23 protein-coding genes are annotated in these 19,311 nt (G+C 55.8%); 15 read left to right on the plus strand and 8 right to left on the minus strand.

Going from position 1 to position 19,311, the window contains the following annotated elements; all coding sequences use genetic code 11:
• Positions 1-24: 24 nt before the first annotated feature.
• The gene (locus ACP4QI_RS01845) at positions 25-1,647 is read left to right on the plus strand and encodes an isovaleryl-CoA dehydrogenase (protein ID WP_426495430.1); all 1,623 of its coding nucleotides are present in this window, start codon (positions 25-27) and stop codon (positions 1,645-1,647) included.
• A gap of 3 nt (positions 1,648-1,650) precedes the next feature.
• Here ACP4QI_RS01845 and ACP4QI_RS01850 read toward each other — a convergent pair whose 3' ends face one another.
• From ACP4QI_RS01850 to bsmA, 3 genes are all read right to left on the minus strand, one after another.
• Entirely contained in the window at positions 1,651-3,576 is a 1,926-nt protein-coding gene (locus ACP4QI_RS01850; RefSeq protein WP_426495431.1) for a methyl-accepting chemotaxis protein, read from the minus strand.
• 172 nt (positions 3,577-3,748) lie between these two features.
• A complete protein-coding gene (yjfN, locus tag ACP4QI_RS01855; RefSeq protein ID WP_142487965.1) occupies positions 3,749-4,036 on the minus strand; it encodes a DUF1471 family protease activator YjfN in 288 nt (95 codons plus the stop codon).
• Positions 4,037-4,172: 136 nt separating this feature from the next.
• Complete coding sequence (gene bsmA, locus ACP4QI_RS01860) at positions 4,173-4,502, minus strand: biofilm peroxide resistance protein BsmA (protein ID WP_156262755.1); 330 nt, start codon at positions 4,500-4,502, stop codon at positions 4,173-4,175.
• Positions 4,503-4,640: 138 nt separating this feature from the next.
• Here bsmA and yjfP point away from each other — a divergent pair, with 138 nt between their 5' ends.
• Positions 4,641-5,372, plus strand: coding sequence for an esterase (gene yjfP / locus ACP4QI_RS01865; protein ID WP_426495584.1), 732 nt, complete (start codon positions 4,641-4,643; stop codon positions 5,370-5,372).
• Here the strand turns inward: yjfP and ulaR are convergent.
• On the minus strand, positions 5,369-6,124 hold the full coding sequence (ulaR, locus tag ACP4QI_RS01870) for an HTH-type transcriptional regulator UlaR (RefSeq protein WP_426495432.1): 756 nt from the start codon (positions 6,122-6,124) through the stop codon (positions 5,369-5,371). The genes yjfP and ulaR overlap by 4 nt on opposite strands.
• A 108-nt stretch (positions 6,125-6,232) precedes the next feature.
• Positions 6,233-7,297, minus strand: coding sequence for an L-ascorbate 6-phosphate lactonase (ulaG, locus tag ACP4QI_RS01875; RefSeq protein WP_142487968.1), 1,065 nt, complete (start codon positions 7,295-7,297; stop codon positions 6,233-6,235).
• Positions 7,298-7,651: 354 nt separating this feature from the next.
• Here ulaG and ulaA point away from each other — a divergent pair, with 354 nt between their 5' ends.
• From ulaA to ACP4QI_RS01905, 6 genes are read left to right on the plus strand one after another with little or no spacing between them, the layout of a single operon-like run.
• A complete protein-coding gene (gene ulaA / locus ACP4QI_RS01880; protein WP_426495433.1) occupies positions 7,652-9,052 on the plus strand; it encodes a PTS ascorbate transporter subunit IIC in 1,401 nt (466 codons plus the stop codon).
• Positions 9,053-9,064: 12 nt separating this feature from the next.
• Positions 9,065-9,370, plus strand: a complete 306-nt coding sequence (gene ulaB / locus ACP4QI_RS01885; protein ID WP_108476136.1) for a PTS ascorbate transporter subunit IIB — start codon at positions 9,065-9,067, stop codon at positions 9,368-9,370.
• 10 nt (positions 9,371-9,380) lie between these two features.
• Positions 9,381-9,848 (plus strand): PTS ascorbate transporter subunit IIA, encoded by a 468-nt coding sequence (gene ulaC / locus ACP4QI_RS01890; protein ID WP_142487970.1) that lies wholly within the window; start codon positions 9,381-9,383, stop codon positions 9,846-9,848.
• Between the two features lie 12 nt (positions 9,849-9,860).
• Positions 9,861-10,511 carry a 3-keto-L-gulonate-6-phosphate decarboxylase UlaD gene (locus ACP4QI_RS01895; RefSeq protein WP_142487971.1) on the plus strand — a complete coding sequence of 217 codons (651 nt, stop codon included), beginning with the start codon at positions 9,861-9,863 and terminating at the stop codon, positions 10,509-10,511.
• Positions 10,512-10,520: 9 nt separating this feature from the next.
• Entirely contained in the window at positions 10,521-11,387 is an 867-nt protein-coding gene (locus ACP4QI_RS01900; RefSeq protein WP_426495434.1) for an L-ribulose-5-phosphate 3-epimerase, read from the plus strand.
• A complete protein-coding gene (locus ACP4QI_RS01905) occupies positions 11,374-12,060 on the plus strand; it encodes an L-ribulose-5-phosphate 4-epimerase (protein WP_285130461.1) in 687 nt (228 codons plus the stop codon). The genes ACP4QI_RS01900 and ACP4QI_RS01905 overlap by 14 nt, the downstream gene beginning before the upstream one ends.
• Before the next feature lie 79 nt (positions 12,061-12,139).
• Here the strand turns inward: ACP4QI_RS01905 and yjfY are convergent, their stop codons facing one another.
• Entirely contained in the window at positions 12,140-12,415 is a 276-nt protein-coding gene (gene yjfY, locus ACP4QI_RS01910; protein ID WP_142487974.1) for a DUF1471 family protein YjfY, read from the minus strand.
• 343 nt (positions 12,416-12,758) lie between these two features.
• Here yjfY and rpsF point away from each other — a divergent pair, with 343 nt between their 5' ends.
• From rpsF to ACP4QI_RS01935, 5 genes are all read left to right on the plus strand, one after another.
• The gene (gene rpsF / locus ACP4QI_RS01915; RefSeq protein WP_426495435.1) at positions 12,759-13,154 is read left to right on the plus strand and encodes a 30S ribosomal protein S6; all 396 of its coding nucleotides are present in this window, start codon (positions 12,759-12,761) and stop codon (positions 13,152-13,154) included.
• Between the two features lie 6 nt (positions 13,155-13,160).
• Positions 13,161-13,475, plus strand: a complete 315-nt coding sequence (gene priB / locus ACP4QI_RS01920; RefSeq protein WP_006178996.1) for a primosomal replication protein N — start codon at positions 13,161-13,163, stop codon at positions 13,473-13,475.
• Positions 13,476-13,479: 4 nt separating this feature from the next.
• The gene (rpsR, locus tag ACP4QI_RS01925) at positions 13,480-13,707 is read left to right on the plus strand and encodes a 30S ribosomal protein S18 (protein ID WP_000135199.1); all 228 of its coding nucleotides are present in this window, start codon (positions 13,480-13,482) and stop codon (positions 13,705-13,707) included.
• 41 nt (positions 13,708-13,748) lie between these two features.
• Positions 13,749-14,198, plus strand: coding sequence for a 50S ribosomal protein L9 (gene rplI, locus ACP4QI_RS01930; RefSeq protein WP_142487975.1), 450 nt, complete (start codon positions 13,749-13,751; stop codon positions 14,196-14,198).
• Between the two features lie 152 nt (positions 14,199-14,350).
• Entirely contained in the window at positions 14,351-15,292 is a 942-nt protein-coding gene (locus tag ACP4QI_RS01935) for a DMT family transporter (RefSeq protein WP_142487976.1), read from the plus strand.
• Positions 15,293-15,315: 23 nt separating this feature from the next.
• On the opposite strand, the gene ACP4QI_RS01940 is transcribed toward ACP4QI_RS01935, so the two are convergent.
• Positions 15,316-15,951, minus strand: coding sequence for an OapA family protein (locus ACP4QI_RS01940; RefSeq protein ID WP_142487977.1), 636 nt, complete (start codon positions 15,949-15,951; stop codon positions 15,316-15,318).
• 231 nt (positions 15,952-16,182) lie between these two features.
• On the opposite strand from ACP4QI_RS01940, the gene fklB reads away from it, so the two are divergent.
• Together fklB and cycA are read left to right on the plus strand one after the other, a co-directional pair.
• The gene (gene fklB / locus ACP4QI_RS01945; protein WP_032616205.1) at positions 16,183-16,803 is read left to right on the plus strand and encodes an FKBP-type peptidyl-prolyl cis-trans isomerase; all 621 of its coding nucleotides are present in this window, start codon (positions 16,183-16,185) and stop codon (positions 16,801-16,803) included.
• Between the two features lie 306 nt (positions 16,804-17,109).
• Positions 17,110-18,519, plus strand: coding sequence for a D-serine/D-alanine/glycine transporter (gene cycA, locus ACP4QI_RS01950; RefSeq protein WP_142487979.1), 1,410 nt, complete (start codon positions 17,110-17,112; stop codon positions 18,517-18,519).
• 65 nt (positions 18,520-18,584) lie between these two features.
• On the opposite strand, the gene ytfE is transcribed toward cycA, so the two are convergent.
• The gene (gene ytfE / locus ACP4QI_RS01955; protein WP_106994067.1) at positions 18,585-19,247 is read right to left on the minus strand and encodes an iron-sulfur cluster repair protein YtfE; all 663 of its coding nucleotides are present in this window, start codon (positions 19,245-19,247) and stop codon (positions 18,585-18,587) included.
• Positions 19,248-19,311 lie beyond the last annotated feature (64 nt).

Genomic DNA, 19,311 nt, shown 5'->3' on the forward strand with positions numbered 1-19,311 from the left:
TTGCCATAGAAGGAGGGATACATTATGCACTGGCAGACGCACACTGTTTTTAATCAGCCTGCGCCACTCACCAACAGCAACCTTTTTCTTTCCGACCGAGCCCTGTGTGAAGCGGTCAGCCGTGAAGGTGCCGACTGGGACGCCGAGCTACTCGCCAGTATCGGCCAGCAGCTGGGTACCGCAGAATCACTGGAACTGGGCCGCCTCGCCAACGTCAATCCACCCGAGCTGCTGCGTTTTGACGCCAGCGGAACCCGGCTGGACGATGTGCGCTTTCATCCCGCGTGGCATCTGCTGATGCAGGGCCTCTGCGCCAACCGGGTACATAACCTGGCGTGGGAAGAGCAGGCGCGCAAAGGGGCCTTCGTAGCCCGGGCAGCGCGTTTTATCCTGCATGCGCAGGTAGAAGCCGGCACGCTCTGCCCGATCACCATGACCCATGCCGCCACGCCGCTGTTGCAACAGGCGATACCGCGATCCTTCCGCGACTGGCTGACGCCGCTCCTTAGCGATCGGTATGACTCCCATCTGGCGCCGGGTAACCAGAAGCGCGGTCTGTTAATCGGTATGGGGATGACGGAAAAGCAGGGCGGATCGGATGTCCTCAGCAATACCACCCGGGCAGAGCGCTGCAGCGACGGCAGCTACCGGCTGGTGGGCCATAAGTGGTTTTTCTCGGTGCCGCAAAGCGATGCGCACCTGGTGCTGGCACAGGCGAAAGGCGGCCTGTCGTGCTTTTTCGTTCCCCGTTTTCTGCCTGACGGCCTGCGTAATGCCGTGCATCTGGAGCGTCTGAAAGACAAGCTGGGCAACCGCTCCAACGCCAGCAGTGAAGCCGAGTTTCTCGACGCTACCGGCTGGCTGCTGGGCGAAGAGGGTGAAGGCGTGCGCCAGATCCTGAAGATGGGCGGCCTCACCCGTTTCGACTGCGCGCTGGGCAGCCACGGCCTGATGCGCCGGGCATTCTCGGTGGCGTTATATCATGCCCACCAGCGACAGACCTTTGGCAAAAACCTGATCGATCAGCCGCTGATGCGCGATGTGTTAAGTCGCATGGCGCTCCAGCTGGAGGGGCAGACGGCGCTCCTGTTCCGCCTGGCGCGGGCCTGGGATCGCCGTGACAGCGAGCACGAAGCTCTGTGGGCGCGGCTGTTTACCCCGGCCGCGAAACTGGCGATCTGTAAAGCGGGGATCCCGTTCGTCGCCGAAGCGATGGAGGTCCTTGGCGGCATCGGCTATTGCGAAGAGAGCGAGCTGCCGCGCCTGTACCGGGAGATGCCGGTCAACAGTATCTGGGAGGGCTCGGGCAATATCATGGGGCTGGATGTGCTGCGGGTGCTGGCGAAGCAGCCTGCGGTGATGGATCTGCTGGCCGATGATTTTGCCGACGTGAAGGGGCAGGATCGGCACTTCGATCGAAGCTGGCGTCAGCTACAGCAGAAGCTACGTAAACCACAGGAGGCGCAGGGAAGGGAGATCGCCCGGCAGATCTTCCTGCTGGGCGCGGGGGCACAGATGTTGCGCCATGCATCACCGCCGGTGGCGCAGGCCTGGTGCCGTGAAATGCTCGACGCCCGGGGAGGATCCCTGCTCAGCGAGCAGGTCCAGGACGACCTGCTGCTGCGCGCCACGGGCGGCGTGGCCTGATCCTTACAGGCGGAACAGGCTGACCAGATCGGTCAGGTGTGAACCCTTCCCGCGCAGAACCTGCGCCGTCTGTTCACTGCGCGAGACGCGGTCGGCGTTGATATGCGACGCTTCGCCGATATGCGTCATCGCCAGGTTCACCTGACCAATGCCTGCCGACTGCTCGCGGGAGGCATGGTTTATCTCCGTGACCAGCTGATTGATATTGTCGATGTGCTCGATGATGCTCTCCATCGCATGCCGGGTCTGCTCCGACAGGGCGTGGCCCTCGCTTACCTTGCTGAGCGTATCGCCAATCAGCTGTTCAATCTCCTTCACCGCATTGGCGCTGCGCGCTGCCAGGGCACGGACTTCCTGGGCCACCACGGCGAAGCCTTTACCGTGTTCTCCCGCCCGGGCGGCTTCTACAGCGGCGTTCAGCGCCAGAATATTGGTCTGGAAAGCGATCCCTTCAATTACCCGCGTGATGGCTTCGATGCGTTTCGATGCTTCGCGAATATCGTCCATGGTGGCAACAGCATTGCTGACGGTCTCTCCGCCCTGATGCACCGCCCGGGAGGTTTCGCCCACCAGCTGCTGGGTCTGCTCCATATTGGCCGCATTCTGCTGCACGCTGGCCGCCAGCTGCTCCATGCTGGCGGAGGTCTCTTCCACGCTGCTGGCCTGCTTGTTGATCTGCTCAGAGATCTCGCCGGTATCCGCTGCCAGGGCGTTGGTTCCCAGATGGATATCTCCCGCGGCTTCGCGCACCTGCAGCACGATTTTTTGCAGACCGCCGCCAATGCCGTTGATGGCATTGATCAGCTGGCCCACCTCATCCTGACGAGTGGCAGGCAGGGTAGCGCGTAGATCGCCGGCAGCATATTGTTCTGCCAGGCCAATCACATCGCGCAGCGGGCGTGAAAGCCAGCGGCGGATGATAAACACGAACAGCATGGCGAAGAGTGCGGACAGGGCCACGCCGGCCAGCAGGAAGCGATCCCGCAGGCTGGTCACATCGGCCAGCAGGACGGTTTTATCCACCTCGCCCACGATGGTCCAGTTCCAGCCCGGGAGCGGCGTCCAGGCCATAATCAGCGTGCGACCATCGGCGCTCTGGCGCTCCAGGGTGCCGGATTTATCCCCCAACAGCTGCTGCTGAACGCCGTTCTCCCACGTCGGCAACCGCCCCTCTTCTGCGCTATGGAACAGGTACTGGCCGTGATTTTTGCCGTTACTGCGGTCCAGCACAAAGAAGTGACCGCTCTCGCCCAGACGACGGCTGAGGATCTTCTCGCGCATGACGTTCCACGAGTGAGTAATGTCGACCCCAACGAAGTTAATGGCGATCACCTGCCCGTCCGCGTCTTTTACCGGCTGATACTGGGTGATATAGCGTTTGCCGAACAGCAGGGCGAGGCCGCGATAAACCTCACCTTTGGTGACTACCGCCCAGGCAGGACTGGTATGATCCAGTACCGTCCCGATGGCCCGATCGCCGTTCTCTTTACGCAGCGAGGTTGCCACGCGGACGAAGTCATCGCCGTTGCGGACAAACAGCGTCGAGATAGCACCGGTACGATTCAGGAAATCATCGGGCGTGGTGTTGTTCTCATGGAGTTCCGTATCGCCGCCTTTCAGCAGCGGAACGTTCTGACCGTTGATGGTGCGGGGCTGGCTGACGTCAAGGCTCAGCGGCTGCGGCAAAAAGGTGGTGAACAGACGGGTATAGCTCTCCACCTCTTCGGTGAGGCTGGTATTGAACATCTGCACCATGTCCACCACGCCGGTGGACTGATTATGCAGGTCTTCGATAGCCAGGGATTCGAGTTTTTGACTGGTGTTATAGCTCAGGAGAAAAGTGAAAAGCAGAAAGAGTGTAGCGACACTCAAGCCGGTTAGCAGCGATAGCTTTGTGCCCAGACCTGCACGGCGAAAAAAGTTGATCATAAATTGCTCATTGCTAAAAAGGTAACGCTTTTCAACGGCAGAGCGGGGATAACATTTATTGGGTTTATGTAACAAAATGTTACAAGAATGTCTCGGGGTAGTAGCGGCAAGGATAATAGAATTGTAAATGTTAAAAAGCCACTCTTTTTTAGTGGCTTTTTATCGGCGCTTTTCAGGCGTAGAGAATGGCTTGTACCCGCCAGCGATCAACATGGCTGTCTTCCTGCATGGTTATGATGCGATACCACGACGCTCCCTGTTCATCTGCTTTAAGCGCGATCATGCGCTCTACATCCTGCGGACTCCCTGAGATATCACTCACGGAAATCAGTCCAATTTCATTCAAACCCGTCACACAATCAGCGCTGGCAAATTCGGCTGACTGAGCGGCAGTACTCACCAGACCGGCTGAGAGTAACAGTGAGGTCAAAGCAAGAGATCGTTTCATCGTCAGCTCCATTTTACGTGTCCCCGGTATCCGCCGGGCAATCCTTCGCTAATAAACTCGCTTCCATTGTCCCAGGCATGGAGTTTATTGTGGACAGGAAAACGTCTATGGACGCAAAGCAGTGTAAATGTCGTTTAAATACCGCGCGTTATTTACGGTATAAAATGGCCTGCGAGTACCATTGTCCCGTCACGATGGTTTCATCGATAAGGATAATGACGTAGTAATCTGCTTTCGCGGCGACGGCTTTTGCTTTGATGGCATCTTCCACATCTGCGGGAGAGCCTCGCTCAAGTGCGGTGACGGTACCCATCCGTTGTAATCCTTCCGTCTGATTACGACGAATTTCTTGTGGGTGGTCGGCAACCGGTGGTGCAGGCTGTGGCGTGCCTTCTAACGCGCTACATCCGCCCAACACCAGCATCAGCAATAAAGCAGCAAACCTTCGCATAACCATATCTCGTTTCCTGATAGCCATAGTGTAGAACTCTGTTGATTTAGGATTGGGGGAATGTTCCCAAATTGTTAGCTGTGGCGTAAATTTCGAATGAAAATTGTGCGAAAGCGTAATCCAGTTCTCAACATTTTAAATCACCCTTTAGCATGAGGCCCAATGATGATTGAACTTGAAATACGACAATTTGGCGACCATGAGAGTGTACATGCCGTTCCGGCGGGAAAACTGTCTCAGCCGTTGCCGGTTGTTATTTTTTATCATGGTTTTACCTCATCAAAGCTGGTCTACAGCTATTTTGCGGTTGCCCTGGCGCAGGCCGGTTTTCGGGTGGTAATGCCGGATGCACCGGATCACGGCGCACGCTTTACGGGAGATGAGCAGGCTCGTCAGGGGCAATTCTGGCCGATCCTGCATGGCAACCTCACTGAATTTGCCGCGCTACGGGATGGTTTGTATCAGGCCGGGCTGGTGGTGGATGAACGTCTTGCGGTGGCCGGGGCCTCGATGGGCGGGATGACCGCGCTGGGCATCATGGCGCGCCATCCGGAGGTGAAATGCGTGGCAAGCCTGATGGGCTCTGGCTACTTTACCTCGCTAGCCCCTACGCTGTTTCCCCCACAGCCATCTGCGTCCTTCGCGGAGATGGTTTCTCCGCTTGCCGACTGGGAGGTAACGACCAGGCTACCCCGGCTGGCCGATCGTCCGCTGCTGCTGTGGCACGGGGAAGAGGATGATGTGGTGCCCGCCGCGGAGACCTTCCGTTTGCAACAGGCATTGCGGCATGAAGAGCTGGACAAAAACCTGACCTGCCTGTGGGAGGCAGGGGTGAAACATCGCATTACGCCGGCTGCCCTCGATGCCACGGTGGCGTTTTTCCGTCAGCATCTTTAAACGCGCAGGATCTTCACCCCCTGATCTTCCAGTTTCTGGAGGATCTGTGGGTCAGCACTTTTACCGGTGATCACCAGGTCTATCTGCTCGGCGCGGCTGAATAACATCCCCGCGCGCTCCCCGACCTTGCTGCTGTCAACCAGCACCACCAGTTTGCCGACCACGTTCAGCATGTTCTGTTCCGCCATCGCCGTCAGCATATCGGTTTTATACAGCCCTTCGGCGGTAAGTCCTTTCCCGCTGGTAAACATCCAGTGCCCGGCATAGAGCGTGTTCTCGCTGTCCTGCGGACTTAAGGTAATGGACTGGCTCTTGTTGTACTGTCCGCCCATGATCACCACGCTTTCGTGCTCCTGATCGATGAGGTAGTTGGCCAGCGGCAGGTAGTTGGTAATGATCTGCACCGGCTTGCCGCACATTTCGCGACCCAGCAGAAAGGCAGTTGAGCCACAGTTAATCACCACGCTTTCACCGGGATTCACCAGCTGGGAGGCGGCCCGGGCAATACGCACTTTCTCGTCATGATTCTGTGCCTGATGAATGTTCATCGGAGACCAGCGCGGGCGTTGTTGGCTGATCCCTTCCGCACCGTTACGCACTTTTTTCAGCTTCCCGTTTTCATCAAGTTTATTAATATCCCGGCGCGCGGTGGCAGGGGAAACGCCCAGCCGGGCAATCACTTGTTCCACGGTAACAAACCCCGTCTGCGCCAGGAGTTCGAGTAAGATTTGATGCCGCTGTGCTTCTGTCATGAGCTATTCCGAAATAAATTGATGTTAAAAGATGATATTTGAAATAGCCTGAAATTACTAAGTAAATGATGGACTCGCCAGACGCAGCGCCTGGCGAGGGGGAAGCAATTACAGGAAAGATTTGAACGGCAGATCCGGCTCAATGGTGAAGCAGTCGTCAAAGCCGCGCGGGTAGTGATACTCAAAATTATCTTTATCCAGCGGCCAGGTAAACTTGCCGCCCACCTGCCAGATAAACGGCTTAAAGCCATATTTCAGTCGATCTTTTTTCATCTCCCACAGGACGCGGATCTCCTGCGGATCGGCCTGGAAGTTTGACCAGATATCGTGGTGGAACGGGATCACCACCTGAGTATTGAGGGCTTCTGCCATGCGCAGAATATCGGCGCTGGTCATTTTATCGGTGATGCCGCGTGGATTCTCGCCATAGGAACCCAGCGCCACGTCGATATGGTGCTCGTTGCCGTGTTTGGCATAGTAGTTGGAGTAGTGCGAGTCGCCGCTGTGGTACAGGGTACCGCCCGGGGTTTTAAACAGATAGTTTACCGCGCGCTCGTCCATGCCGTCTGGCAGCACACCGGCTGCCTTCTGATCTGCCGGCAGCGTAATCAGCGCCGTACGGTCAAACGCATCCAGCGCGTGGATTTCAATATCTTTGATTTTCACCACATCGCCCGGCTTCACCACGATGCAGCGATCCTGTGGCACGCCCCAGCCGATCCAGATATCCACGCAGGTTTGCGGGCCGATAAAGGGCACGTCTGGCGCACAGTTTTGCATTACGGCGGCGGCGACATTCACATCAATGTGATCGTTATGATCGTGGGTTGCCAGTACGGCATCGATCTGACGGATGGCGAACGGATCGAGGACAAACGGCGTGGTGCGCAGGTTCGGTTGCAGCTTTTGCACCCCCGCCATACGCTGCATCTGATGCCCTTTCTTCATTAGCGGATTACCGTGGCTTTGCTTGCCGGTCCCGCACCAGAAATCGACACAGACATTCGCGCCACCCTGGGATTTCAACCAGATCCCGGTACAGCCCAGCCACCACATGGCAAAGGTGCCTGGCGCAACCTGCTCCTGTTCAATCTCTTCATTCAGCCAGGTTCCCCATTCCGGGAAGGTGCTGAGGATCCATGATTCGCGGGTAATGGTGTTCACTTTACTCATTGTCAGACTCCCTCTTTCTCACAATTAATCATATGGTGATTTAATTTGATTGATATTGTCACCAATGAATCAGTAATGCAATGACCTGTTTACAGCAAAATGTCGCGTTGAAAGGACGTCTCTGACAAAACCGATCTATGATTTTAGCCGTTATATTTACGCATCTTTTTGAAATTAAATGATTTGTATTAAGTGGTGCTATTGGCGGCAAAGACATTGCTCTGTGTGGGGAAATAATTTGCGTGATGCGTCACAAATAATCAAATGCAATCTTGTGATGATTATTTGTGATTACTAGAGTGGTGGCCTGTTGTACGAGCACTACGCATCGTACTGCCTTTACCGGAGAGTGTTATGGAGATCCTCTACAGCGTCTTTACCGTCTTTTTTAATCAGGTCATGACCAATGCCCCGCTGCTGCTGGGTATCGTGACTTGCCTGGGTTATATCCTGCTGCGTAAAAGCGTGAGCGTGATAATCAAAGGCACCATTAAGACCATCATCGGTTTTATGCTGCTTCAGGCAGGTTCAGGTATTTTAACCAGCACCTTTAAGCCCGTTGTCGCCAAAATGTCCGAAGTTTATGGCATCAACGGCGCCATATCTGACACCTATGCTTCCATGATGGCCACCATCGAACGCATGGGCGATGCCTACAGTTGGGTGGGGTACGCCGTGCTGCTGGCGCTGGCGCTGAACATTATTTATGTCCTGCTGCGCCGTATTACAGGCATTCGCACCATCATGCTGACCGGCCACATCATGTTCCAGCAGGCCGGGCTGATTGCCGTTTTCTTCTATATCTGCGGCTACCCAATGTGGACCACCATCATCTGCACCGCAGTGCTGGTGTCGCTCTACTGGGGTATCACCTCCAACATGATGTTCAAGCCGACCCAGGAAGTGACTGACGGCTGCGGCTTTTCCATCGGCCACCAGCAGCAGTTCGCCTCATGGATTGCCTATAAAGTCGCACCTTACCTCGGCAAGAAAGAGGAGAGCGTGGAGGATCTCAAGCTGCCGGGCTGGCTGAATATTTTCCACGACAACATCGTCTCGACGGCGATTGTCATGACCATCTTCTTCGGCGCGATTCTGCTCTCGTTCGGTATCGACGTAATTCAGGCGATGGCGGGTAAAACCCACTGGACGATCTACATCCTGCAAACCGGTTTCTCTTTTGCGGTGGCGATTTTCATTATTACCCAGGGCGTGCGCATGTTCGTGGCCGAGCTCTCCGAAGCGTTCAACGGCATTTCGCAGCGTCTGATCCCTGGCGCGGTTCTGGCGATCGACTGTGCGGCGATTTATAGCTTTGCGCCGAATGCGGTGGTGTGGGGCTTTATGTGGGGCACCATCGGTCAGCTGATTGCGGTCGGTATTCTGGTGGGCTGCGGCTCTTCCATCCTCATCATTCCAGGCTTTATCCCGATGTTTTTCTCCAACGCCACCATTGGCGTGTTTGCTAACCACTTTGGCGGCTGGCGCGCGGCGCTCAAGATCTGTCTGGTGATGGGGATGATTGAAATCTTCGGCTGCGTGTGGGCGGTCAAGCTCACCGGCATGAGCGCCTGGATGGGGATGGCCGACTGGTCAATTCTGGCCCCGCCAATGATGCAGGGCTTCGCCTCCCTCGGCATCGTCTTTATGGCCGTCATTATTCTGATTGCCCTGGCGTATATGTTCTTCGCTGGCCGTTCGCTGCGGGCAGAAGAAGATGCGGAACAACAAACAGCAGAAGTTTCTGCTCACTAAGGAGTTTTGACTATGACCGTACGTATCCTGGCTGTGTGTGGCAATGGGCAAGGTAGCTCCATGATCATGAAGATGAAAGTGGACCAATTTTTAACCCAGTCAAACATTGACCACACGGTGAACAGCTGTGCGGTGGGTGAATACAAAAGTGAACTGAACGGCGCGGACATCATCATTGCCTCTACCCATATCGCCGGTGAAATCAGCGTCACAGGCAATAAATATGTGGTGGGGGTGCGCAACATGCTGTCGCCTGCGGACTTTGGCCCAAAACTGCTGGAAGTGATCAAAGAGCACTTTCCACAAGACGTGAAGTAAGGGGAGCCATATGAAACTCCGTGATTCGCTGGCTGAAAATGACTCAATCCTGTTACAGGCCGAGGCCAGCACCTGGCAGGAAGCGGTAAAGCTGAGCGTTGACCTGCTGGTTAAGGCTGATGTTGTTGAGCCGCGCTATTACCAGGCCATTCTCGATGGCGTTGAGCAGTTTGGGCCGTACTTTGTCATTGCCCCGGGGCTGGCGATGCCGCATGGCCGTCCGGAAGAGGGCGTTAAAAAAACCGGCTTCGCCCTGGTCACCCTGAAAACGCCGCTGGTGTTTAACCACGAAGATAACGATCCGGTCGATATCCTCATTACCATGGCGGCCGTCGATGCCAACACCCATCAGGAGGTGGGCATCATGCAGATCGTCAATCTGTTTGAAGATGAAGCCAACTTTGACCGATTACGCGCCTGCCGCACCGGGCAGGACGTCCTGGATTTAATCGATAACGCCACTGCGGCGGCACTTTAAGAGGGAACGGAAATGTCATTACCAATGTTGCAGGTCGCGCTGGATAACCAAACTCTGGCCCACGCTTACGAAACAACACGTCTGATCGCCGAAGAGGTGGACATCATCGAGGTGGGCACCATTCTGTGCGTGGGGGAAGGCGTTCGCGCCGTGCGCGATCTGAAAGCGCTCTATCCTCACAAAATTGTGCTGGCTGACGCCAAGATCGCAGATGCGGGCAAAATCCTGTCGCGGATGTGCTTCGAAGCTAACGCCGACTGGGTGACAGTGATCTGCTGTGCGGATATCAATACCGCCAAAGGGGCGCTGGACGTTGCTAAAGAGTTTAACGGCGACGTGCAGATCGAACTCACCGGTTTCTGGACCTGGAAGCAGGCGGAAGAGTGGCGCGATGCAGGCATTCAGCAGGTGGTCTATCACCGCAGCCGCGATGCGCAGGCCGCGGGAGTCGCCTGGGGTGATGCGGATATCAGTGCCGTTAAGCGCCTGGCGGAGATGGGCTTTAAGGTCACCGTCACCGGCGGCCTGGCGCTGGAGGATCTGCCGCTGTTCAAAGGTATCCCGATTCATGTCTTTATCGCCGGGCGCAGCATTCGTGATGCTGCTTCGCCGGTGGAAGCGGCGCGCCAGTTTAAACGTTCCATTGCCCAGCTGTGGGGATAAGGAGCGGTTATGTTAAGCAAGCAGGTGCCGCTAGGTATCTATGAAAAGGCACTCCCCGCCGGGGAGTGCTGGCTCGAGCGACTGAAACTGGCGCAATCGCTGGGTTTCGATTTCGTCGAAATGTCGGTGGATGAGACGGATGCGCGCCTTTCCCGTCTCGACTGGAGCCGCGAGCAGCGTCTGGCGCTGGTGAATGCGGTGGCCGAAACCGGCGTGCGCGTGTCCTCAATGTGCCTGAGTGCCCATCGTCGCTTTCCGCTGGGTAGTGAAGATGACGCCGTGCGCGCACAGGGGCTGGCGATCATGCGTAAAGCGATTCGCTTTGCCCAGGATGTAGGGATCCGCGTCATCCAGCTGGCAGGCTATGACGTTTACTACCAGCAGGCCAACAACGAAACGCGCCGTCGTTTCCGTGATGGTCTGAAAGAGAGCGTCGAGATGGCGAGCCGCGCCCAGGTGACGCTGGCGATGGAGATCATGGACTACCCGCTGATGAACTCCATCAGCAAGGCGCTGGGTTATGCTCACTACCTCAACAACCCGTGGTTCCAGCTCTATCCCGATATCGGCAACCTGTCCGCGTGGGATAACGACGTTCAGATGGAGCTACAGGCGGGTATTGGTCATATCGTGGCGGTACACGTCAAAGACACGCGGCCAGGCGTATTCAAAAACGTGCCGTTCGGCAGTGGCGTAGTGGATTTTGAGCGCTGTTTCCAGACGCTGAAAGAGAGTGGCTATTGCGGGCCCTGGCTGATTGAGATGTGGAGCGAAACCGCAGAAGACCCGCTGCAAGAGGTGGTCAAAGCCCGCGACTGGGTGCTGGAGCGGATGGCGCGGGCCGGGCTTACGGGGGGCGAAAATGCAGCAGCTTAAACAGCAGGCATTTGAGGCCAACATGGATTTGCCGCGTTACGCTCTGGTCACCTTTACCTGGGGAAACGTCAGCGCGATTGACCGGAGCCGTGGGCTGGTGGCGATCAAACCCAGCGGCGTGGCCTATGAGGCTATGCGTGTGGAAGACATGGTGGTGGTGGATCTCGACGGCAAGGTGGTGGAGGGCCAGTGGCGGCCTTCGTCCGATACCGCGACCCATCTGGCGCTGTACCGGCGTTACCCCTCCCTTGGCGGCGTGGTGCATACCCACTCCACCCACGCCACGGCCTGGGCGCAGGCGGGGCTGGCTATTCCGGCACTGGGCACTACCCATGCAGACTACTTTTTTGGCGAGATTCCCTGTACGCGGGCATTAACCGAAGAGGAGGTACAAGGGGAGTACGAACTCAATACCGGCAGGGTGATCGTTGAAACCCTGGGTGAGAGCGAACCGCTGCACAGGCCGGGGATAGTGGTCTATCAGCATGGCCCCTTCGCCTGGGGTAAAGATGCGCACGATGCCGTGCATAATGCCGTGGTGATGGAGGAGGTGGCGCGAATGGCGTGGATAGCTCGCGGCATCAACCCTCATCTGCAACCTATAGACAGCTACCTGATGGACAAGCACTTTATGCGCAAGCATGGCCCGAATGCTTATTACGGGCAAAAATAAAAAAAGCCCCCGGGCAGGGGGCTAATTAGACTATGACAATATTTTCGTTGTTGGCTTTCCTGGTGCTAGCGTCAAAGCATTACCGGTAGATATCTGCGCTGACGTGCATATTGCCGTTGCTGCCCGGTTCACGGGTGAGCATGACGTGATAGTAGCGGGCATCCCGCGCTTCGGCTTCTGCAGTAATGGCTTCTGTTGCTTCGCTTTCCGTAGCGAAGTTGTGGTTGATATAAATGACGCCCAGACTTTGCACATCATCCATATTCCTGGCCTGTCGGCCGTCAACCTGAATCGCTGCTGTCGCGTTTGCACTGAGCAAAAGCGCAGCCAGAATGGCAAGGTTTATCTTTTTCATGATATGCGCTCCACGACAAACTACGGTGCGACGATAATCACTTCGGGTTTTGTCCTCAGAAGGGGTCTGATTAAAGTGTAACCCCTTATCTGGCGGGCAATGGCGACCATTTCTGATGCTGTTGTTCAAAAAAGCGCCGCGATCGTCCGTGAGCTATGGTAAATCACCCACTTAGACGAGCTTTGCGCTTTGTGCGAATTATTTGTGCAATGCGCTTGAGTTTCCAGGGGGCCGCAAGTATTATGACGCGTCAATTTTTCAGCCGACCTTTAACACGTTCCTTGCCTCCCCGGGCCTCGGCTGACCCAGACAGGAGGCTGAATAATCCGTAAGGAGCAATTCGATGCGTCATTACGAAATCGTTTTTATGGTCCATCCTGACCAGAGCGAACAGGTTCCGGGTATGATCGAGCGCTACACTGGTGCAATCACTGCAGCAGAAGGCACGATCCACCGTCTGGAAGACTGGGGCCGCCGTCAGCTGGCTTATCCGATCAACAAACTGCACAAAGCTCACTACGTTCTGCTGAACGTTGAAGCACCGCAGGAAGCGATCGATGAGCTGGAAACTAACTTCCGCTTCAACGATGCCGTTATCCGCAGCATGGTTATGCGTACCAAAAACGCAGTGACCGAAGCATCTCCGATGGTTAAAGCGAAAGACGAGCGCCGTGAGCGTCGCGATGATTTCGCAAACGAAACCACAGATGATTCTGATGCTGGGGATTCTGAAGAGTAATTTCTGATGACCAACCGTCTGGTGTTGTCCGGTACCGTGTGCAGGACCCCCCTTCGTAAGGTCAGCCCATCAGGAATTCCTCACTGCCAGTTCGTGCTTGAGCATCGTTCAGTGCAGGAGGAAGCCGGGTTTCACCGGCAGGCGTGGTGCCAAATGCCCGTTATTATTAGCGGACACGAAAACCAGGCCATTACTCACAGTATAACGGTCGGTAGCGCAGTAACCGTTCAGGGGTTCATCTCTTGCCACAAGGCAAAGAACGGTCTGAGCAAAATGGTTCTGCATGCCGAGCAGATTGATTTGATAGATTCTGGAGACTAGCCATATGGCACGTTATTTCCGTCGTCGCAAGTTCTGCCGTTTCACCGCGGAAGGCGTTCAAGAGATCGACTATAAAGATATCGCAACGCTGAAAAACTACATCACCGAAAGCGGTAAGATTGTCCCAAGCCGTATCACCGGTACTCGTGCAAAATACCAGCGTCAGCTGGCTCGCGCTATCAAACGCGCTCGCTACCTGTCCCTGCTGCCGTACACTGATCGTCATCAGTAATCGGGCACGGTCCATTAATACGACTTTAAGAGGATAAGGTAATGCAAGTTATTCTGCTTGATAAAGTAGCAAACCTGGGCAGCCTGGGTGATCAGGTAAACGTTAAAGCGGGCTACGCTCGTAACTTCCTGGTTCCACAGGGTAAAGCTGTTCCTGCTACCAAGAAAAACGTAGAGTTTTTCGAAGCACGTCGTGCTGAACTGGAAGCCAAACTGGCTGACGTTCTGGCGGCTGCTAACGCTCGCGCTGAAGAAATCAACGCACTGGGCACTGTTACCATCGCGTCTAAAGCTGGCGACGAAGGTAAACTGTTCGGTTCCATCGGTACCCGCGACATCGCTGATGCAGTAACTGCAGCTGGCGTTAAAGTGGCTAAGAGCGAAGTTCGTCTGCCGAACGGCGTTCTGCGTACCACCGGTGAGCACGAAGTGGACTTCCAGGTTCACAGCGAAGTCTTCGCTAAACTGGTTGTTAACGTTGTTGCTGAGTAAGTAATTACTCGTCACTACGTCGAAGCGCCGGCCTTGTGCCGGCGTTTTGCTTTTTTAACGCGCCCTGTCCCACCTTTTGCCTTCCAGGGTAGCTATTCCTGCCGCGTTCTCTGATAATAAAATGAAACGCCATTTTATCTTCGAGATTTGCTATGGACTCCGTTCTGCCCACGCCGATTTTTGCCCGTAAAAACATCGTTTTCGCCAGCGCGACGCTGTGCTGTTTGTTATGGGGAAGCTCCTATCCCGCCATTAAAAGCGGCTACGAACTCTTTCAGATTGCGACCAACGATATTTCATCAAAAGTCGTCTTTGCGGGTTATCGCTTTGTGTTTGCCGGCCTGCTGTTGCTGCTGTTAGCTCTTGCCCAGCGCAAGCCAATTGGTCGACTCAGCCCCCGGCAGTTTGGACAGCTAACGGTACTGGGCCTGACGCAGACGGCTATCCAGTACACGTTCTTTTATATCGGTCTCGCTTACACGACGGGTGCCAAAGGATCGATCATGAACGCGACCGCCACCTTCTTTAGCGTCATGCTGGCGCACTTTATCTATCAGAACGACAAGATCAGCTACAACAAAGCCCTCGGTTGTATCCTCGGTTTTGCCGGGGTGATGATCGTGAACTTCAATAGCGGCCTGCAGGACTTCCACTTTGTCTGGAATGGAGACGGTTTTGTGGTGCTGGCGGCGTTTATCCTTTCAGCCGCCACGCTGTACGGCAAACGTATTTCTCAGACGGTCGACCCGATGGTGATGACCGGCTGGCAGCTGGCGATAGGCGGGGTGATGCTGGTTGTCGGAGGCTATATCACAGGCGGAACGCTGGCAGTACCCAGCGTCAAAGCGGCGGCCATCCTCGGTTATCTGACCCTGCTCTCCTCGGTGGCGTTTGCGCTGTGGAGTCTGCTGCTGAAATACAACCGCGTCAGTATGATTGCGCCATTCAACTTCTTAGTGCCGGTGGCAGGAACCGTCCTCTCTGCGATTTTCCTCGGGGAGAATATCCTTGAGATCAAATATGCCGTGGCGCTGGTGCTGGTCTGCTCGGGGATCTGGTGGGTCAACAAAGTGAGTGGAAAACAGGCCCGGTAAGCAACGCGCTACCGGGCGCACTGCTATTTAGCGCGGATAAAGCTGCCGTCAGACTGACGGGTAAACAGCACCTGCTGACCATTGCCGCTGTCAATGGTCAGCCCTGTCACCACGCCGCTCGCATTCTGGCGGATCTGCACCATCTGACCATTTTGCAGATTGCTCAGCGGCTTGCCCGCACCTTCAACCTGCGCCATCGCATAGACATCGGTCGGCGGCAGGTTGTGATCGCGGAACAGCTGCGCCATCGTTTTGCCCGGCTCTACGCGGTAGGAACGCCACTGCTGTTCGATACCCGGCACCGGCTGCGACTGCACGGGCGCGGCGGCCTGCTCCTGGGGCTGCTCTTCCTGAATCGGCTCCGGCTCAACCGGCGCCATCTGGCCCGGATCGTTAGAGGGGGAAACCAGCTGCGTCTGCATCGGTTGGCTATCGGGCTGCGGCTGCGTCTGCGAACGGAAATCCAGTTCGGCATCCCGGCGCACAGGCGCAGTCGCGCTGTCGTCAGCGCCTGGCAGCAGAAAACCAACAATAACCATCAGCGCACCGATGATAATGCCTCTGCGGTGCAGGGGCGGCAGCGGGTCCATGATGCGAAAGTTGTCTGGCGCATGCCAGATTTTCGTCAGGGTAGGTTTTAGTTCAAATGGCCCGGGCATGGCTCTCCTCCTGCTCCGCGTCTTTTTTCCTGTCCCGAGAAGTATAGTTTGCTAACTGCCTGATGAGCATTGCAAAGCCGGCTTCCGTGACACACATTCGGGAAAAATCCAGATAGTCTCTATTGTTTCCGTTTCATCGCAATTTGTCATCTTTCCATAAGACAAAGTTTTACCGGATGGAAGGTGGCTGTTATGCTGCCCGCTACTTTAAATGTGATGGAAGGAAATCCCATGACCACCCCGACTTTTGACACAATCGAAGCGCAGGCAAGCTACGGTATTGGTTTGCAGGTAGGACAGCAGCTGAGCGAATCAGGTCTGCAGGGTCTGTTACCGGAAGCGCTGGTGGCGGGTATCGCCGATGCGCTGGAAGGCAAGCACCCGGCGGTTCCGGTTGATGTGGTTCACCGCGCGCTGCGCGAAATCCACGAGCGTGCTGACTCCGTCCGTCGCGCACGTTTTGAAGAGATGGCAGCGGCAGGCGAGAAGTTCCTCGAAGAGAACCGTGAGCGCGAAGGCGTGAACAGCACCGAAACTGGCCTGCAGTTCCGCGTGATCAATCAGGGTGATGGCGCAATCCCGGCACGTACCGACCACGTTCGCGTGCACTACACCGGTAAACTGATCGACGGCACCGTGTTCGACAGCTCCGTTGCCCGCGGCGAACCGGCTGAATTCCCGGTAAACGGCGTGATCCCAGGCTGGATCGAAGCTCTGACCCTGATGCCGGTTGGCTCCAAATGGGAACTGACTATCCCTCAGAACCTGGCCTACGGCGAGCGTGGCGCAGGCGCATCCATTCCGCCATTCAGCACCCTGGTCTTTGAAGTCGAGCTGCTGGAAATTCTGTAATTCCGCGCACTTTCCTCTCCCCAGCAGGGGAGGGGAAATCAGTTAAAAAACCTATAGTTACGCGCCAATCAACAGATTATCTTGCAAATGACCGCATTAAGTGTATTTTTGTGAGCTGTTTTGCGTGGCTTGAGTGATATGACACTCATTTTCAACATATTGTTAACATAATATTTAAATCATAGTATTCATCCCGCCGATTCTTACCTAATATCGATGAGTCCTTAACCGGGCCGTCGCTTTTCGACGTAATAAAGGGCCAGAAGAGCCTAAACAACACAGGCAGTTACAACAGGAAAACATCACATGGTAGATCAGGTAAAAGTCGTTGCCGACGAAGAGGCACCGTCTGAACAGTCGCTACGGCGTAATCTCACAAACCGTCATATTCAGCTTATCGCCATCGGCGGGGCCATCGGCACCGGGCTGTTTATGGGGTCAGGTAAAACCATCAGCCTTGCCGGTCCGTCGATCATTTTTGTCTATATGATCATCGGCTTTATGCTCTTTTTCGTGATGCGGGCAATGGGAGAGCTGCTGCTCTCGAATCTTGAATACAAATCCTTCAGCGACTTTGCCTCCGACCTTCTCGGGCCGTGGGCGGGTTACTTTACCGGCTGGACCTACTGGTTTTGCTGGGTGGTCACCGGGATGGCCGACGTCGTCGCCATTACGGCCTATGCGCAGTTCTGGTTCCCCGGGCTGTCGGACTGGGTTGCCTCGCTGGCGGTAATTGTTCTGCTGCTGAGCCTTAACCTCGCCACCGTAAAAATGTTCGGTGAGATGGAGTTCTGGTTCGCGATGATCAAAATCGTCGCCATCGTTGGCCTGATTGTGGTCGGCCTGGTGATGGTGATGACCCACTTTACCTCCCCGAGCGGCGTTGAGGCCTCGTTCTCCCATCTGTGGAATGACGGCGGCTGGTTCCCGAAAGGGCTGAGCGGATTCTTTGCCGGCTTCCAGATTGCGGTCTTCGCCTTCGTGGGGATTGAGCTGGTAGGTACGACAGCTGCTGAAACCAAAGATCCTGAGAAGTCTCTGCCGCGGGCGATTAACTCGATTCCCGTGCGTATCATCATGTTCTACGTCTTCGCGCTGATCGTGATTATGTCGGTCACGCCGTGGAGTTCCGTTGTCCCAACCAAGAGCCCGTTCGTTGAGCTGTTTGTGCTGGTGGGTCTGCCGGCAGCGGCGAGCCTGATTAACTTCGTGGTGCTGACCTCCGCGGCCTCGTCGGCTAACAGCGGCGTGTTCTCCACCAGCCGTATGCTGTTCGGCCTGGCGCAGGAAGGCGTGGCGCCGAGCGCGTTCGCCAAGCTCTCAAAGCGTGCGGTACCGGCAAAAGGGCTGACCTTCTCCTGTATCTGCCTGCTGGGCGGCGTGGTGATGCTCTACGTGAACCCAAGCGTGATTGGCGCGTTCACCATGATCACCACGGTCTCGGCGATCCTGTTCATGTTCGTCTGGACCATCATACTGTGCTCGTACCTGGTGTACCGCAAACAGCGTCCGCACCTGCATGAAAAATCCATCTACAAGATGCCGCTTGGCAAGCTGATGTGCTGGGTCTGCATGGCGTTCTTCGTGTTTGTGCTGGTGCTGCTGACTCTGGAAGAGGATACCCGTCAGGCGCTGATCGTGACGCCGCTGTGGTTTATCGCGCTGGGGCTGGGCTGGCTATTTATTGGTAAGAAAAGAATGGCTGGCGTAAGGTAAAAGCAAAACGGCAACGTCGGTTGCCGTTTGTAGGCCCGGTAAGCGCTAGCGCCACCGGGCTTTTTTTATTCCCCGGCCAGCGCCCGCGGGAACAGCACGTTATTCTCGAGGCTGATGTGCTCCATCAGGTCGTCGATCATCTCGTTAATCCCGTTATACATGGCGCGCCAGGTGGTGCAGGCATCCGCCGGCGGGGTCACGTTGTTGGTGATGTGCTTGATCACCTCCACCAGTTCACCGGCGTCGTCATGCTCGCTTTCCATCACGCTGATAGGCCCCATCGCCTGGCTACCCATCCCCTGTTTGATCATCGGGAACAGGATCTGCTCCTCTTTCATCATGTGGCTGGAGAGCTCTTCGTGCAGCATGGTCAGGTTCTTCGCCAGACCGCGCGGGACAGAGGCTTTCTCCGCATGGACGCGCTCAACTTTGGTCGCCTGCAGGATCAGTTCCGGCAGCTGCTCACGGTGGCGGTCATGGTAGCGGACGATGATGTGATTGATGATTTCGCCCAGCGCCACGCTGCGCCAGTCTTTTTCCAGCGGCTGCTCAGCCAGTTTCGCCAGTTCAGCTTCGATGAGGTCCAGATCCAGTTCCTTACGCGATGCCGCCCGCGCCAGGGTTTGCTTACCGCCGCAGCAGTAATCCATATCGTATTTACGAAACAGCGCGGAAGCGCGTGGGATGGAGAGCGCCAGCTCGCCTAAAGGTTGGTCGCGGAAGGCCATGGTCGTTACCTCATCGTTATTTGATAAGATGCATTTTAAATACATCTTTAAGGTGAAGATATAA

It is taken from the genome of Leclercia sp. TB492 (assembly GCF_049974505.2).
Classification (GTDB): domain Bacteria; phylum Pseudomonadota; class Gammaproteobacteria; order Enterobacterales; family Enterobacteriaceae; genus Enterobacter; species Enterobacter adecarboxylatus_C.

Bases quoted from the DNA above. Each gene is read 5' to 3' on its own strand.
- ACP4QI_RS01940 (WP_142487977.1), bottom strand. From the start codon at position 15,951: ATGCCCGGGCCATTTGAACTAAAACCTACCCTGACGAAAATCTGGCAT.
- yjfN (WP_142487965.1), bottom strand. From the start codon at position 4,036: ATGGAGCTGACGATGAAACGATCTCTTGCTTTGACCTCACTGTTACTC.
- ACP4QI_RS01895 (WP_142487971.1), top strand. From the start codon at position 9,861: ATGTCATTACCAATGTTGCAGGTCGCGCTGGATAACCAAACTCTGGCC.
- ACP4QI_RS01935 (WP_142487976.1), top strand. From the start codon at position 14,351: ATGGACTCCGTTCTGCCCACGCCGATTTTTGCCCGTAAAAACATCGTT.
- ACP4QI_RS01905 (WP_285130461.1), top strand. From the start codon at position 11,374: ATGCAGCAGCTTAAACAGCAGGCATTTGAGGCCAACATGGATTTGCCG.
- rpsR (WP_000135199.1), top strand. From the start codon at position 13,480: ATGGCACGTTATTTCCGTCGTCGCAAGTTCTGCCGTTTCACCGCGGAA.
- ulaG (WP_142487968.1), bottom strand. From the start codon at position 7,297: ATGAGTAAAGTGAACACCATTACCCGCGAATCATGGATCCTCAGCACC.
- ACP4QI_RS01845 (WP_426495430.1), top strand. From the start codon at position 25: ATGCACTGGCAGACGCACACTGTTTTTAATCAGCCTGCGCCACTCACC.
- bsmA (WP_156262755.1), bottom strand. From the start codon at position 4,502: ATGGCTATCAGGAAACGAGATATGGTTATGCGAAGGTTTGCTGCTTTA.
- ulaB (WP_108476136.1), top strand. From the start codon at position 9,065: ATGACCGTACGTATCCTGGCTGTGTGTGGCAATGGGCAAGGTAGCTCC.
- ytfE (WP_106994067.1), bottom strand. From the start codon at position 19,247: ATGGCCTTCCGCGACCAACCTTTAGGCGAGCTGGCGCTCTCCATCCCA.
- rplI (WP_142487975.1), top strand. From the start codon at position 13,749: ATGCAAGTTATTCTGCTTGATAAAGTAGCAAACCTGGGCAGCCTGGGT.
- rpsF (WP_426495435.1), top strand. From the start codon at position 12,759: ATGCGTCATTACGAAATCGTTTTTATGGTCCATCCTGACCAGAGCGAA.
- ulaR (WP_426495432.1), bottom strand. From the start codon at position 6,124: ATGACAGAAGCACAGCGGCATCAAATCTTACTCGAACTCCTGGCGCAG.
- ulaC (WP_142487970.1), top strand. From the start codon at position 9,381: ATGAAACTCCGTGATTCGCTGGCTGAAAATGACTCAATCCTGTTACAG.
- yjfP (WP_426495584.1), top strand. From the start codon at position 4,641: ATGATTGAACTTGAAATACGACAATTTGGCGACCATGAGAGTGTACAT.
- fklB (WP_032616205.1), top strand. From the start codon at position 16,183: ATGACCACCCCGACTTTTGACACAATCGAAGCGCAGGCAAGCTACGGT.
- yjfY (WP_142487974.1), bottom strand. From the start codon at position 12,415: ATGAAAAAGATAAACCTTGCCATTCTGGCTGCGCTTTTGCTCAGTGCA.
- cycA (WP_142487979.1), top strand. From the start codon at position 17,110: ATGGTAGATCAGGTAAAAGTCGTTGCCGACGAAGAGGCACCGTCTGAA.
- ulaA (WP_426495433.1), top strand. From the start codon at position 7,652: ATGGAGATCCTCTACAGCGTCTTTACCGTCTTTTTTAATCAGGTCATG.
- priB (WP_006178996.1), top strand. From the start codon at position 13,161: ATGACCAACCGTCTGGTGTTGTCCGGTACCGTGTGCAGGACCCCCCTT.
- ACP4QI_RS01900 (WP_426495434.1), top strand. From the start codon at position 10,521: ATGTTAAGCAAGCAGGTGCCGCTAGGTATCTATGAAAAGGCACTCCCC.
- ACP4QI_RS01850 (WP_426495431.1), bottom strand. From the start codon at position 3,576: ATGATCAACTTTTTTCGCCGTGCAGGTCTGGGCACAAAGCTATCGCTG.